Consider the following 14,923-nt stretch of genomic DNA (forward strand, 5'->3'; position numbering starts at 1 on the left):
GTTTTTTCACATGAACCTTAAAATATCAGAAAATTGAAATAAGTGGTATTGACAGTGAAAACATCCTCTCGTAATATATGGAGCTATCAACGGAAAATGAAAAATTGGAATGAGGGATGAACATGAAGGAAGCGTTGAAGAGAGAAGCATTAACATTGCATGAAAAGTTTAGAGGGAAACTAACGGTAGAGGCGAGTGTTCCCGTAGAGAGTGTAAAAGAGTTGAGTTTAGTCTATTCACCTGGAGTAGCGGCGCCATGTTTAGAAATCCAACAAGACGTGACAAAAGCGTATACGTATACGATGAAAGGCAATTTCGTCGGCGTTGTGTCAGATGGTACAGCGGTGCTTGGATTAGGAGACATTGGTCCCGAAGCTGCAATGCCGGTAATGGAAGGAAAAGCGCTCCTTTTAAAACAGTTTGCAGGAATTGATGCGGTGCCAATTTGTTTAGATACGAAGGACACGGATGAAATTGTCCAAATTGTACGTGCATTAGCTCCTACATTTGGAGCGATTAATTTAGAAGATATTTCGGCACCACGTTGCTTTGAAATTGAAGCTCGTCTGCAGGATCTGGGTATTCCGGTGTTTCATGATGATCAGCATGGTACAGCGATTGTTGTTGGTGCAGGACTGATCAATGCATTAAAAATTGTCGGCAAGCAGAAGGAGCAAGTGCGAGTTGTTATTAACGGCGCAGGTGCGGCAGGTGTTGCGATTTTAAAAATGTTATTGTCATTAGGTTATCAAGGTTCTAATATTGTTGTTTGCGATTCAAAAGGAATTATATATGAAGGGCGTAAAGAGGGGATGAATTCGGAGAAGGAATATGTAGCATTGTGGAGTAATACAAATAACTTACAAGGCTCTCTTGAAGAAGCTGTAGTCAATGCGGATATTTTTATCGGCGTGTCGGCACCAAATGTATTGACAGAAAAAATGATTGCGACGATGAATGTCGATCCAATTGTTTTTGCGCTAGCAAACCCAGATCCTGAAGTAACATATGAAAATGCGGTTGCTTGGGGAACGAAAGTGATTGCGACGGGGCGCTCGGATTATCCAAACCAAATTAACAATATGCTCGCATTCCCTGGTATTTTCCGTGGGGCACTAGATGTTCAAGCGACGGCGATTACCGAGGGGATGAAACTTGCAGCGATTGAAGCGATTGCAAATCTCGTAACGAGTGAGCAATTAGCGGCTGGAACAGTTGTACCGAATGTTTTTGAAACGGACGTAACGGAGGCAGTAGCGCATGCAGTTAGACATTGTGCCTATGCAACAGGTATCGCAAAAGCGAAAATTCCGGTATTTGCAAAATAATAAATGGTTTTGTTAAAAAGAGCGTCAGTTATGTGAAACCGGCGCTCTTTTAGTTGTTTTTCGGTACAATAAACGGTAAGGTAATGGCAAAGAGTTATAAGGAAGTGTACAAGTTTGGCAAAGAAAACCGTATGGTATGAAGTAGAAGAAAATGAAACAATTAGCGAATGTTTGGATAGAATGCAGAAAGATGGTTATATGCCAGCAGCGCGTAAAGAAGAGCCATTGTTTGAGATGATTGACGGCAATCCTGTTCCGGTTCGCCAATTGATTAAATTCAAAGGTGTTTTAGTTGAAAGTGATTAAAAATAGATAAAAAATACGAACGATTAAAAAAATTAAAATTTAATTGTTCGTTTTTTATTGACTTCTTTCCGTAGCGTTGTTAGAATGGCAATGAAAACAATATATCCCACATATATGCTAGAGGATTGGCTCTAGTGTCTCTACCCGACACCGTAAATGTTGGACTATGCGGGAAAGCAAGCACTTAGGAATATTGCGCTGAGTTCACAGAGGTGAGCTTACTGCTTTCGTTGATCCTTGAGTAACTGGCTTTTCCACATATGTGTGTAGAGCTTAGGTTATTTGGGGATTTTTTATTTGTCCAAAGGAGCGTATATAAGATGAATCCGAAAATTGGTGTCATTATGGGAAGTTCTAGCGATTGGGAAACGATGAAGCATGCATGCGACATTTTAGATGAGCTAGCAATTCCTTATGAAAAACGAGTAGTATCCGCACATCGTACTCCTGATTTAATGTTTGAATATGCTGAGGGAGCTCGTGAACGTGGAATCGAAGTAATCATTGCAGGTGCAGGTGGCGCAGCGCATTTACCAGGTATGGTTGCTGCGAAAACAACATTACCGGTTATTGGTGTGCCGGTTCAGTCTCGCGCATTAAATGGTTTAGATTCATTACTTTCAATTGTCCAAATGCCTGGTGGTGTACCAGTAGCAACAGTGGCGATTGGTAAAGCTGGCGCAACAAACGCTGGTTTACTAGCAGCACAAATTTTATCAACGACAGACAAAGCGATTACAGATAAATTAGAAGCACGTCGTTTAGAAATGAAAGCAAAAGCGATGGAAAGCACAGGTGACTTACAGTGACAGCAACGATCTATCCAGGACAAACAATCGGTATTATCGGTGGAGGTCAGCTAGGGCGCATGATGGCACTAGCGGCGAAAGAAGCAGGCTTTAAAATCGCTGTACTTGAACCTTCAATGGATTCACCATGTGGCCAAGTAGCAGATATTCGCATCGTCGCACCTTACGATGATGAGGCAGCGCTTGAAGAATTAGCAGAAGTAAGTGATGTGATCACATATGAATTTGAAAACATTGATTATGACGGCTTAAAACGCTTAACTGAAATTGCCTATGTTCCTCAAGGTGCAGAGCTTGTTCGCACGACGCAAGATCGTATTTTAGAAAAAGCAGCGATTACAGAAGCAGGTAGTCCTGTTGCACCGTATATCGTTGCCAATGACTATCAAGAGCTATTAGCAAAAGTCCAAGAGATTGGTTACCCATGTGTTGTAAAAACAGCGCGTGGCGGCTATGACGGCAAAGGGCAGCTAACATTGAAATCAGCAGCGGATCTTGTTGGAGCAGAGCGCTTATTCGAACACTCAGCTTGTGTTGCAGAAGCATTTGTACCGTTTGTTATGGAAGTATCGGTTATTGTACAACGTAACCCACAAGGCGAAACATACTGCTTACCGATGGGTGAGAATGTGCACGTCAACCATATCTTACACGAAACGATCGTACCGGCGCGTGTCGGTGCAGCAACACTAAAACAAGCAGAAGAGGAAGCAATCAAAATTGCTGATGCGCTAAACTTAGTTGGTACGCTTGCTGTTGAGATGTTTGTATTAGAAGATGGCTCAATCGTTATCAATGAATTAGCACCACGTCCTCACAACTCAGGGCACTATTCAATTGAAGCTTGCAACATTTCACAATTCCATCAACATATTCGCGCGGTATGCGGCTGGCCTCTTCGTAAGCCGAAGCTGCACACACCATCAATTATGGTCAATGTGTTAGGGCAACATGTCGTACCGGTGATTAATTCGATTGGCAAATATCCTGATTGGTCGATTCATTTATACGGAAAATCAGAAGCAAAGAACAATCGTAAAATGGGACATGTTACAATAATGACGGATGATATTAATCATACCTTAGAAGAAATTAATCAATCTGCTATTTGGGCAGAATAAAAGGAGAACATTATACAATGATCGCACGTTATACTCGTCCTGAAATGGGCGCCATCTGGACAGAACAAAACCGTTACCAAGCATGGCTTGAAGTTGAAATCTTAGCTTGTGAAGCATGGTCAGAACTAGGAGTTATTCCGAAAGAGGACGTTCAAAAATTACGCGAAAATGCTTCATTTGATATTGACCGCATTTTAGAAATTGAAAAAGAAACACGTCATGATGTTGTAGCATTCACTCGTGCCGTTTCTGAAACACTTGGCGACGAACGTAAATGGGTACACTACGGCTTAACTTCTACAGACGTAGTAGACACTGCACTTTCTTACCAAATCAAACAAGCGAATGAAATCATCCGCAAAGACATCCAAAACTTCATCGACATCATTACTGAAAAAGCAAAAGAACATAAGATGACCGTTTGCATGGGTCGTACACACGGCGTTCACGCAGAACCAACAACTTTCGGTTTAAAACTTGCACTATGGCGCGAAGAAATGCTTCGTAACCAAGCTCGTTTTGAAGCAGCTGCTAAAACAATCGAAGCGGGTAAAATTTCAGGTGCGGTAGGTACATACGCAAATATCGATCCATTCGTTGAAAAATATGTATGTGAAAAACTAGGCTTAACAGCTGCACCAATTTCTACACAAACACTTCAACGTGATCGTCACGCTGAATACTTCTCAGTATTAGCTTTAATCGCAACATCAATCGAAAAATTCGCTACTGAGGTTCGTGGTTTACAAAAATCAGAAACTCGTGAAGTAGAAGAAGGCTTCGCTAAAGGTCAAAAAGGTTCTTCAGCAATGCCACATAAACGTAACCCAATCGGTTCTGAAAACATGGTTGGTATGGCTCGCCTAGTACGCGGTCACATGCTTACTGCTTACGAAAACGTTCCATTATGGCACGAACGTGATATTTCTCACTCTTCAGCAGAGCGCGTAATCGTTCCAGACACAACGATTGCTATTAACTACATTTTAAACCGTTTCGGTAGCATCGTGAAAAACTTAAGCGTGTTCCCAGAAAACATGAAACGCAACATGACGCGTACATTTGGTTTAATCTACTCTCAACGTGTATTACTTGCACTAATCGAAAAAGGTCTTTCTCGTGAAGAAGCTTACGATACAGTACAACCACTTACTGCACGTTCTTGGGATGAGCAAATCCAATTCCGTCCATTAGTAGAAGGCAACGAAAAAATCTCTTCTCTACTTTCTGCAGAAGAAATTGAAGATTGCTTCGATTACAACTATCACTTAAAAAATGTTGATATGATTTTTGAACGTCTTGGTCTTAACGATTAATAAATAGCTTTAAATTGCCAGCACACCGTCAGTGCGCTGGCACTCTATTTTCAAAATTTCGATTATTCAATAAACTAATTATCCTACGGGGGAATTCAAAGTGGAAAAAGGTCAACTTTTATACGAAGGTAAAGCAAAACGCTTATATGCAACAGATACAGAGGACGTATTATACGTTGAGTACAAAGATAGCGCGACAGCATTCAACGGCGAAAAGAAAGCTGAAATCGCTGGTAAAGGTGTGCTAAACAACAGCATTACATCATTGATTTTCGACAAATTAAAAGCAGCTGGTATCGAGTCTCACTTTATCGAGAAACTAAACGATAACGATCAATTAGTTAAAAAAGTCGACATTATTCCAATTGAAGTCGTAGTACGTAATATTGCAGCAGGTAGCTTAGCAAATCGTCTTGGCATGGAAGAAGGCACAGTACTTCCACGTACAATCGTTGAGTATTACTACAAAGATGATGATCTAGGTGATCCAATCATCAATAATGAGCATATCGACATTTTAGGAATTGCTACAAAAGAAGAAGTACAAGCGCTTTATGAAAAAGCACTACAAGTTAACGATGTCATGGCACCATTCTTCAAGGAAATTGGCGTAACGTTAGTTGATTTCAAATTAGAATTTGGTCGCGATGCACAAGGCAACGTATTATTAGCAGATGAAATCTCACCTGACACTTGCCGTCTTTGGGATGTAGAAACAAACCAGCACTTAGATAAAGACGTATTCCGCCGTGGTTTAGGTGATTTAACAGAGGTTTACAAAATTATTCTTTCTCGTCTAGGAGGACAAGCATAACATGAAAAAAGTCAAAGTATACGTAACATTACGCGAAAGTGTTTTAGATCCACAAGGCTCAGCAGTAATGGGCTCACTACACAACATGGGATACGATGAAGTACAAGACGTACGCATCGGTAAATTCTTAGAATTACAACTAGCTGACGCAGAGCGCGATATCGATACTGCAGTCAAAGAAATGTGTGAAAAATTACTAACGAACACAGTCATCGAAGACTACCGTTATGAAGTCGAGGAGGCTAACTAACATGAAATTCGCAGTACTCGTATTCCCTGGGTCGAACTGTGATTTAGACATGTATCACGCAATCAAGGACGAACTTGGCGAAGAAGCAGAATATGTTTGGCATGACGAAACAGATTTAAGTGCATACGACGGTATTTTAGTACCGGGTGGTTTCTCTTACGGTGATTACTTACGTTGTGGCGCAATGGCAAACCAATCAAACGTTATGAAAGAAGTAAAAAAAGCAGCTGAAGCTGGCAAACCAGTATTAGGCGTATGTAATGGCTTCCAAATCTTAACGGAAGCGGGCCTATTACCAGGAGCACTTCTTCGTAACCGCGACTTAAAATTCATTTGTAACACAGTGGAATTAAAAGTTGAAAACAACAACACATTATTCACAAATGGCTATGATAAAGGTGAAGTTATCAATATTCCAATCGCACACGGTGAAGGTAACTACTACTGTGACGATGCGACATTAAAGCAATTACAAGACAATAATCAAATTGTTTTCACATACAATGGCGAAAACCCGAATGGTAGTTTAGAAAACATCGCAGGTATCGTAAACGAACGCGGTAATGTACTTGGCATGATGCCTCACCCAGAGCGCGCAGTAAACGATCTTATCGGCGGTGCAGATGGTCTTAATTTATTCAAATCAATTGTAAAACAGTGGAGGGAATCAAATGTCAACTAAGCTTGAGCCAACAGCGGAGCAAATTAAAGAACAACGAATGTATGCAGATTTAGGTATGAGCGATAGCGAGTTTGCCCTTGTTGAAAGTATTTTAGGACGCTTACCAAACTGGACAGAACTTGGTCTGTTTTCAGTAATGTGGTCAGAACACTGCTCTTACAAAAACTCTAAGCCTGTTCTTCGCAAATTCCCAACAGAAGGTCCACAAGTATTACAAGGCCCTGGTGAAGGTGCTGGGATCGTTGATATCGGTGATAACCAAGCGGTTGTATTCAAAATGGAATCGCATAACCACCCATCAGCAATCGAGCCTTACCAAGGTGCTGCAACAGGCGTTGGCGGCATTATCCGTGACGTATTCTCAATGGGGGCGCGTCCAGTAGCGATGTTAAACTCATTACGTTTTGGTGAACTAGACGCATCAAAACGCGTGAAATATTTATTTGAAGAAGTAGTCGCTGGTATCGCAGGCTACGGTAACTGTATCGGTATTCCAACGGTAGGTGGCGAAATTCAATTTGACCCTTGCTACGAAGGAAATCCATTAGTAAACGCAATGTGTGTTGGTTTAATCAACCACGAAGATATCCAAAAAGGTATCGCAGCAGGCGTAGGTAATACAGTTATGTACGTTGGTGCTAAAACAGGCCGCGACGGTATCCACGGTGCTACATTCGCATCAGAAGAATTAACAGAAACATCAGATGAAAATCGCCCAGCAGTACAAGTTGGTGACCCATTCATGGAAAAACTTCTACTAGAAGCTTGCCTAGAATTAGTGAAACTTGATAGCTTAGTTGGGATTCAAGATATGGGTGCGGCTGGTCTTACATCTTCAGCATCAGAAATGGCTTCAAAAGCTGGTTCTGGTATCGAAATGAACTTAGACTTAGTACCACAACGTGAAACAGGCATGACAGCTTACGAAATGATGCTTTCAGAGTCTCAAGAGCGTATGCTTGTTGTCGTGAAAAAAGGCGAAGAGCAACCAATCGTTGATTTATTCGCAAAATATGGCTTAGATGCTGTATCAGTTGGTGTCGTAACAGACGATAAACAATTCCGCTTATTACACCACGGTGAAGTTGTAGCAGATGTACCCGTTGATGCGTTAGCAGAAGATGCGCCTGTCTACCACAAACCATCGGCTGTACCAGCTTACTTCGAAGAGTTCCAACAAATGAAAAACGAAGAACCACAAGTAGCGGATCATAAAGAAACATTACTTGCGTTATTACAACAACCAACAATCGCTTCAAAAGAGTGGGTTTACGGTCAATACGATTATCAAGTGCGTACGTCAACAGTTGTTGCACCAGGTAGTGATGCAGCTGTTATCCGCGTACGTGGCACGAATAAAGGTTTAGCGATGACAACAGACTGTAACTCTCGCTACATCTACTTAGACCCAGAAGTGGGCGGTAAAATCGCAGTTGCAGAAGCAGCGCGTAATATTATCGCTTCAGGTGGTCAACCACTTGCTATTACAGACTGCTTAAACTTCGGTAACCCAGAAAAACCTGAAATCTTCTGGCAAATCGAAAAATCAGCAGATGGTATTTCAGATGCTTGTCGCGTATTAAACGCACCAGTTATCGGTGGTAACGTATCACTTTACAACGAACGCAGCTCAGAAGCTATCTACCCAACACCAACAATTGGTATGGTCGGTTTAGTAGAAGATCTTGCTCATGTGACAACACAAGAAGCAAAACAAGCTGGTGACGTGATTTATGTAATTGGTGAAACAGCAACTGAATTTGGTGGTTCTGAACTTCAAAAATTAACAAACGGTGGCAAAGTGTTCGGCTTAGCTCCAGCGATTGATTTAGAAGTAGAAAATGCTCACCAACAATCATTACTACAAGCGATTAAAGCAGGCATTGTTCAATCTGCACATGACGTTTCTGAAGGTGGTCTTGCAGTAGCATTCGCTGAAACCGTATTCGGTACAGAATTTGGTGCTGAAGTAGAACTTACAGGTTCTGCAACAACAGCATTATTCTCTGAATCACAATCTCGCTTTATTGTAACAGTCGCGCAAGAAAATGCAGCACAATTTGAAGAAATCGTTCCTGCTGCAAACAAAGTTGGTATCGTTACACCAAACGCTAACCTTGTTATTAAAGGAACAGATGGTACTACTTATGTAGAGGGCGCCGTAGCAGAATTCCATGACGCTTGGAGAGGAGCTATCACATGCTTGCTGAACTCAGAGGCTTAAACGAAGAATGTGGCGTGTTTGGGATTTGGAACAATGCAAACCCAGCACAATTAAGTTACTATGGGCTACATGCTTTACAACATCGCGGACAAGAGGGTGCTGGTATTGTCGTATCAGACCGCGTACGTCTACGTGCTGTAAAGGGTGAAGGTTTAGTTAACGATGTTTTTGACGAAGAAAAGTTACGTGCTGTTGAAGGTACAGCGGCCATCGCACACGTGCGTTATACAACGGCTGGTGGCGGCGGCATTGAAAATGTACAACCGTTATTATTCCACTCTTCGACAGGTAGTTTGTCGATTGCTCATAATGGGAACTTAGTCAACGCGAATCGTTTGAAAAAGCATCTTGAGCGTCAAGGTAGCATTTTCCACTCTAGTTCAGATACAGAAGTTGTCGCGCATTTAATTAAGCGTTCGACTTTATTACCATTCAAAGAAAAAGTGAAGAGCGCGCTGAATTTATTAATCGGCGCTTACTCTTTCTTAATTATGACAAAAGACGAAATGATCGTGGCGCGTGACCCACAAGGTTTACGTCCACTTGCGCTAGGTAAACTAGGCGAAGGTTATGTTGTCGCATCTGAAACATGCGCATTCGATTTAATCGGTGCAGAATATGTTCGCGATGTAGAGCCAGGTGAATTGTTAATTATTAACGATGACGGCGTTACATCTGAACGCTTTGCGGTCGAAACAAAACGTGCGATGTGTGCGATGGAATATGTGTACTTAGCACGACCAGACTCAGACATCGATGGCATTAACGTGCATATGGCTCGTAAACGTATGGGGCGTCAATTAGCACGCGAATGTGCGCATATCGACGCAGATGTTGTGACAGGTGTTCCAGATTCAAGTATTTCAGCTGCAATCGGCTTTGCCGAAGAAAGTGGCTTACCATATGAACTAGGTTTAATCAAAAACCGCTATGTTGGTCGTACATTTATTCAACCAACACAAGAACTACGCGAACGTGGCGTAAAAATGAAATTATCACCAGTTGTTCAAGTTGTGAAAGGCAAACGTGTTGTCATGGTCGATGACTCGATCGTACGTGGTACTACTTCTCGCCGTATCGTAACGATGCTAAAAGAAGCTGGCGCTGCAGAAGTACATGTTGTTATTAGCTCACCACCGATGTCTAATCCTTGCTACTATGGCATTGATACATCGACAAGTGAAGAGTTAATCGCCTCTACAAAATCAGTCGAAGAAATTCGCGATACAATTGGCGCTGACTCATTAACGTTCTTATCTCCTGAAGGCATGATTGAAGCAACAGAGCGCCCATTCGATGAAGAGAATCGCGGCCTTTGCTTAGCATGTTTCACAGGACAATATCCAACGCAAATTTTTTCAGATACCGTACTACCACACGAAAAAGAGTTACAAAACTAAGGAGGAACTTATTGTGTCAAAAGCATATGAACAAGCTGGCGTAAATATCGAAGCTGGTTATGAAGCAGTACAACGTATGAAATCACATGTAGCCCGCACAGAACGTAAAGGCATTATGGGAACATTTGGGGGCTTCGGAGGTATGTTCGATTTATCTTCGCTAAACTTAAAAGAACCTGTATTAATTTCAGGTACTGACGGTGTTGGTACAAAATTAAAACTTGCATTTATGGTCGATAAACATGACACAATCGGCGTTGACGCTGTTGCGATGTGCGTTAATGATATCGTAGCACAAGGTGCAGAGCCTCTTTATTTCTTAGACTATGTAGCGGTAGGGAAAGCTGTTCCAGCAAAAATCGAACAAATCGTAAAAGGTGTAGCAGATGGTTGTGTACAATCTGGCGCTGCATTAATCGGTGGCGAAACGGCTGAAATGCCAGGCTTATACGAAGAAGATGAGTATGATCTAGCTGGATTTGCAGTAGGTGCTTGTGAGAAAAAAGATATCGTAACAGGTGAACGCATTGCTGCAGGTGACGTTTTAGTAGGGATTGCTTCAAGCGGTGTGCACTCAAATGGTTACTCATTAGTACGTAAAATCGTTTTCGCTGATAAAGGCTATACGCCAGACCAAATCGTCGAAGGTTACGAAGATCTTGGCCCAATCGGTGAAGCGTTATTAACACCAACAAAAATTTATGCTAAACCCGTTCTTGATATGTTAAAAGAAGCGGATGTACATGGTATGGCGCACGTTACAGGCGGCGGCTTCTACGAAAACCTTCCACGCATGATGCCAGAAGGTCTTGCAACAGAAGTAGAGCTAGGTTCATGGCCAGTACTACCAATCTTTGATTTCTTAGCTGACCAAGGTGAGCTACAACAAAAAGACTTATTCAACGTATTTAATATGGGGATTGGCTACGTGTTAGCTGTTCCTGCAGCAGATGTTGAAAAAGTGATTGCCGTTGCAGAACGTCATGGTGAAAAAGCATATAAAATTGGTCAAGTGGTTGCTGGTGAAGGTGTTATCTTTAACGGTGAGCATGATGGGAGTCTTGCATAATGAAGAGCATCGCAGTTTTTGCATCAGGTAGCGGCTCAAACTTTCAAGCAATTCAGGAAGCAATTGAGCGTGGCGACATCAATGCAACGATTAAACTCGTTGTTACCGATAAGCCCGGTGCCTATGTAACGGAGCGAGCGGCAGCGAAAAATATTCCGGTATTAGCGCTTAGTCCAAAAACATTTGACTCGAAGGACGCTTACGAACAAGCAATTTTAGCAGAACTTCGTAAAAATGATGTGGAATTTCTTGTGCTAGCTGGTTATATGCGACTGGTCGGTTCGACGTTACTCGAAGCGTATCCGAGTCATATCATCAATATTCATCCATCACTACTGCCATCATTCCCAGGGAAAGATGCGATTGGGCAAGCGATGGCGCATGGTGTCAAAGTAACAGGTGTTACGGTGCATTATGTCGATGAAGGAATGGATACCGGCAGCATCATTATGCAACGTGCAGTTGATGTTGTAGACGGAAACCGCGAAGAAACAGAAGCAAACATTCATGCTGTAGAACATGGTTTATATACAGATGTATTAAAACAGTTGTTCAATTAGCAGTTGACTTGTGTAAGATAAAATCATAAAAATGAATAATTTAGTTAACTGAAGTGTCTGCATAAATAGGCACTTCAAACAACTAAATTTGCTGTACATAATCTAAGGAGGAACTTATTGTGACGAAAAGAGCATTAATCAGTGTTTCTGATAAAACGGGCATTTTAGAATTTGCGAAGGAATTAGAAACATTAGGCTATGAAATTTTATCAACTGGTGGTACGAAAAAACATTTACAAGAAAATGGTGTAGCTGTAACAGCTGTAGACGAAGTAACAAACTTCCCAGAAATTCTTGGCGGTCGCGTGAAAACGTTAAATCCATTAATCCACGGCGGTCTTCTTGCGAAATTTGATGACCCAGAACATAAAGCACAAATGGAAGAGCATGGCATTGCGCCAATCGAGATCGTTTGTGTAAACCTTTACCCATTCGTTGAAACGATTTCAAAACCAAACGTAGAGCTTGCTGATGCAATCGAAAACATCGATATCGGCGGTCCTACAATGCTACGCTCAGCAGCGAAAAACCAAAAATACGTGTCAGTAATCGTTGATGCTAACGACTACGCGGCAGTATTAGAAGAATTAAAAGCAGATGGTCAAACAACGCTTGCAACACGCCGTCGCTTAGCTGCAAAAGTATTCCGTCACACAGCGGCTTACGATTCATACATCTCGAACTACTTAACAGATTACGTAGGCGAAGAGTTCCCAGATCAATTAACATTAACATACGAATTAAAACAACCATTACGCTACGGTGAAAACCCTCACCAAAAAGCAGCATTCTACCAAAAACGTTTAGCTTCTGATTTCTCAGTAGCATACGCAGAACAATTACATGGTAAAGAACTTTCGTACAACAATATTCAAGATGCAAATGCAGCACTGCAAATTGTGAAAGAATTTAAACAACCAGCAGCAGTAGCTGTTAAACATATGAACCCATGTGGCGTAGGTGTAGGTGCAACAATTGCAGAAGCATTTAACGAAGCATACGAAGCAGATTCTACATCAATATTCGGTGGTATCGTAGCTCTTAACCGCGAAGTAGATGCACAAACAGCTGAACAACTTGCGGGTATCTTCTTAGAAATTATCATTGCTCCTTCATTCTCAAAAGAAGCACTTGAAAAATTAACAGTGAAGAAAAACATTCGCCTACTAACGATTTCATTCGAACAAAACACAAAAGACAAATTCAACACTGTATCAGTTGAAGGCGGCTTACTTGTTCAAGAACCAGACCGTAACGGCTTTGACGAAGCAGACATTCAAGTAGTAACAGACCGCGAACCAACAGAAGCGGAATGGAATGCTTTAAAACTTGGCTGGTCAGTTGTAAAACACGTAAAATCGAATGCCATCGTTGTAACAGATGACAAAATGACATTAGGTGTAGGTGCTGGTCAAATGAACCGCGTAGGCTCTGCGAAAATCGCTTTAGAGCAAGCAGGCGACAAAGCAAAAGGTGCAGCATTAGCATCTGACGCATTCTTCCCAATGCCTGACACAGTAGAAGAAGCAATCAAAGCAGGTATTACAGCAATTATCCACCCAGGTGGCTCTAAGCGCGACCAAGATTCAATCGACGTAGCAAACGCAGCGGGTATCACAATGGTAACGACTGGCGTACGTCACTTCAAACACTAAGCTTAAACAGCATGTAAGCATTACACAAAAAGGGAACTGCGCAGTTGCACGGTTTCCTTTTTGTTCATCATTTATTTTTAGGAGGAACGAATCCGTGAAAGTTCTTGTAATCGGAAGCGGCGGTCGTGAACACGCCATCGCGAAACAATTTAATGAAGCTCCATCAGTAGAAGAAGTATTTGTAGCACCAGGTAATGATGGTATGACAAACGATGCGACGCTTGTAGCTATCGCACAAAATGATTTTAAAGCACTTATTGAATTTGTAAAAACAAACGATGTTGCATTAACATTTGTCGGTCCTGAACAACCACTTGCAGAGGGAATCGTCGATGCATTCCAAGCAGAAGGATTACGCATCTTTGGTCCAACGCAAGCAGCGGCACAAATCGAAGGCTCAAAATCATTCGCGAAAGAATTAATGGCGAAATATAATATTCCAACAGCAGCTTATGCAACATTTACAGACGCAGAGGAAGCGGCACTATACATTCAAAAACAAGGTGCGCCAATCGTTGTGAAAGCAGATGGCCTTGCAGCAGGTAAAGGTGTTATTGTCGCAATGACAGAACGTGAAGCAATCGAAGCAGTACGTGACATGATCGGCAACCAACGTTTTGGTGAATCATCATCACGCGTTGTCATCGAAGAATTTTTAGATGGCGAAGAATTTTCATACATGTCATTTGTACATGATGGTCAAATTTATCCAATGGTTATCGCACAAGATCATAAACGTGCCTATGATGGTGATAAAGGTCCAAACACAGGTGGTATGGGTGCTTACTCTCCGGTACCACAAATTTCAGAGGAAATCGTAAAACGCGCCTATGATGAAGTCGTTGTGCCAACAGTTGCTGCAATGGAACAAGAAGGCAAATCATTTACAGGTATTTTATATGCCGGCCTTATTTTAACGGCACAAGGTCCGAAAGTAATTGAATTCAATGCACGTTTTGGCGACCCAGAAACACAAGTTGTGTTGCCACGTATGACTTCTGATTTTGGCGACTTCATGATGGCATTACTTGATAAAAAGCCATTTGATTTACAATGGTCTGATAAGGCGATGTTAGGTGTTGTTATCGCATCTGAAGGCTACCCAGGTACAGTTGAAAAGGGCAATGCGCTTCCTGATTTAACAGCGCTATCAGCAAACCACCACGTATTCCATGCGGGTACAAAACTAGAGAACGAACAATTTGTTGGCAACGGCGGACGTGTTCTTTTAGTAGCGGCACAAGCAGATAATTTAAAAGAAGCACAACAACAAGTGTATGCGGCGATTAACGAAACGAAATGGCCACATTTCTTCTATCGTCATGATATTGGCTGGCGTACATTTCAGTAATGTAAATATTTAAGCTATCCGAGCAATTGGATAGCTTT

At 41.8% G+C, this 14,923-nt stretch carries 14 protein-coding genes and 1 riboswitch; all 14 genes read left to right on the plus strand.

Features of this window, described 5'->3' with window-relative positions; translation table 11 throughout:
- Positions 1-122 precede the first annotated feature (122 nt).
- The 14 genes from V514_RS0115325 to purD all read left to right on the plus strand — a co-directional run bounded on the left by V514_RS0115325 (position 123) and on the right by purD (position 14,885).
- Positions 123-1,328, plus strand: coding sequence for an NAD(P)-dependent malic enzyme (locus V514_RS0115325; RefSeq protein WP_029500762.1), 1,206 nt, complete (start codon positions 123-125; stop codon positions 1,326-1,328).
- 114 nt (positions 1,329-1,442) lie between these two features.
- Entirely contained in the window at positions 1,443-1,634 is a 192-nt protein-coding gene (locus V514_RS0115330) for an NETI motif-containing protein (RefSeq protein WP_029500763.1), read from the plus strand.
- Between the two features lie 88 nt (positions 1,635-1,722).
- Positions 1,723-1,821: riboswitch (purine riboswitch) on the plus strand.
- 133 nt (positions 1,822-1,954) lie between these two features.
- The gene (gene purE / locus V514_RS0115335) at positions 1,955-2,443 is read left to right on the plus strand and encodes a 5-(carboxyamino)imidazole ribonucleotide mutase (RefSeq protein ID WP_029500764.1); all 489 of its coding nucleotides are present in this window, start codon (positions 1,955-1,957) and stop codon (positions 2,441-2,443) included.
- Complete coding sequence (purK, locus tag V514_RS0115340) at positions 2,440-3,564, plus strand: 5-(carboxyamino)imidazole ribonucleotide synthase (protein WP_029500765.1); 1,125 nt, start codon at positions 2,440-2,442, stop codon at positions 3,562-3,564. The genes purE and purK overlap by 4 nt, the downstream gene beginning before the upstream one ends.
- 17 nt (positions 3,565-3,581) lie before the next feature.
- Complete coding sequence (gene purB, locus V514_RS0115345) at positions 3,582-4,880, plus strand: adenylosuccinate lyase (protein ID WP_029500766.1); 1,299 nt, start codon at positions 3,582-3,584, stop codon at positions 4,878-4,880.
- 100 nt (positions 4,881-4,980) lie between these two features.
- Positions 4,981-5,694, plus strand: a complete 714-nt coding sequence (gene purC / locus V514_RS0115350; protein WP_029500767.1) for a phosphoribosylaminoimidazolesuccinocarboxamide synthase — start codon at positions 4,981-4,983, stop codon at positions 5,692-5,694.
- 1 nt (position 5,695) lies between these two features.
- Complete coding sequence (gene purS, locus V514_RS0115355; RefSeq protein WP_029500768.1) at positions 5,696-5,944, plus strand: phosphoribosylformylglycinamidine synthase subunit PurS; 249 nt, start codon at positions 5,696-5,698, stop codon at positions 5,942-5,944.
- A gap of 1 nt (position 5,945) precedes the next feature.
- Complete coding sequence (purQ, locus tag V514_RS0115360) at positions 5,946-6,626, plus strand: phosphoribosylformylglycinamidine synthase subunit PurQ (RefSeq protein ID WP_029500769.1); 681 nt, start codon at positions 5,946-5,948, stop codon at positions 6,624-6,626.
- Positions 6,616-8,850: a phosphoribosylformylglycinamidine synthase subunit PurL gene (gene purL, locus V514_RS0115365; protein ID WP_029500770.1), complete on the plus strand. Its 2,235-nt coding sequence runs from the start codon at positions 6,616-6,618 to the stop codon at positions 8,848-8,850. Before purQ ends, purL begins: the two co-directional genes overlap by 11 nt.
- A complete protein-coding gene (purF, locus tag V514_RS0115370; RefSeq protein WP_029500771.1) occupies positions 8,826-10,250 on the plus strand; it encodes an amidophosphoribosyltransferase in 1,425 nt (474 codons plus the stop codon). The genes purL and purF overlap by 25 nt, the downstream gene beginning before the upstream one ends.
- A gap of 13 nt (positions 10,251-10,263) precedes the next feature.
- Entirely contained in the window at positions 10,264-11,319 is a 1,056-nt protein-coding gene (gene purM / locus V514_RS0115375) for a phosphoribosylformylglycinamidine cyclo-ligase (protein ID WP_029500772.1), read from the plus strand.
- The gene (gene purN, locus V514_RS0115380; protein ID WP_029500773.1) at positions 11,319-11,879 is read left to right on the plus strand and encodes a phosphoribosylglycinamide formyltransferase; all 561 of its coding nucleotides are present in this window, start codon (positions 11,319-11,321) and stop codon (positions 11,877-11,879) included. The genes purM and purN overlap by 1 nt, the downstream gene beginning before the upstream one ends.
- Positions 11,880-11,998: 119 nt before the next feature.
- Complete coding sequence (purH, locus tag V514_RS0115385) at positions 11,999-13,534, plus strand: bifunctional phosphoribosylaminoimidazolecarboxamide formyltransferase/IMP cyclohydrolase (protein WP_029500774.1); 1,536 nt, start codon at positions 11,999-12,001, stop codon at positions 13,532-13,534.
- Between the two features lie 94 nt (positions 13,535-13,628).
- The gene (gene purD / locus V514_RS0115390) at positions 13,629-14,885 is read left to right on the plus strand and encodes a phosphoribosylamine--glycine ligase (RefSeq protein WP_029500775.1); all 1,257 of its coding nucleotides are present in this window, start codon (positions 13,629-13,631) and stop codon (positions 14,883-14,885) included.
- Positions 14,886-14,923 lie beyond the last annotated feature (38 nt).

Source organism: Kurthia huakuii LAM0618 (genome assembly GCF_000505545.1).
GTDB lineage: Bacteria > Bacillota > Bacilli > Bacillales_A > Planococcaceae > Kurthia > Kurthia huakuii.

Coding starts and splice junctions, on each gene's coding strand:
- purN (WP_029500773.1), top strand. CDS start 11,319: ATGAAGAGCATCGCAGTTTTTGCATCAGGTAGCGGCTCAAACTTTCAA.
- V514_RS0115325 (WP_029500762.1), top strand. CDS start 123: ATGAAGGAAGCGTTGAAGAGAGAAGCATTAACATTGCATGAAAAGTTT.
- purE (WP_029500764.1), top strand. CDS start 1,955: ATGAATCCGAAAATTGGTGTCATTATGGGAAGTTCTAGCGATTGGGAA.
- purB (WP_029500766.1), top strand. CDS start 3,582: ATGATCGCACGTTATACTCGTCCTGAAATGGGCGCCATCTGGACAGAA.
- purL (WP_029500770.1), top strand. CDS start 6,616: ATGTCAACTAAGCTTGAGCCAACAGCGGAGCAAATTAAAGAACAACGA.
- purQ (WP_029500769.1), top strand. CDS start 5,946: ATGAAATTCGCAGTACTCGTATTCCCTGGGTCGAACTGTGATTTAGAC.
- purS (WP_029500768.1), top strand. CDS start 5,696: ATGAAAAAAGTCAAAGTATACGTAACATTACGCGAAAGTGTTTTAGAT.
- purF (WP_029500771.1), top strand. CDS start 8,826: ATGCTTGCTGAACTCAGAGGCTTAAACGAAGAATGTGGCGTGTTTGGG.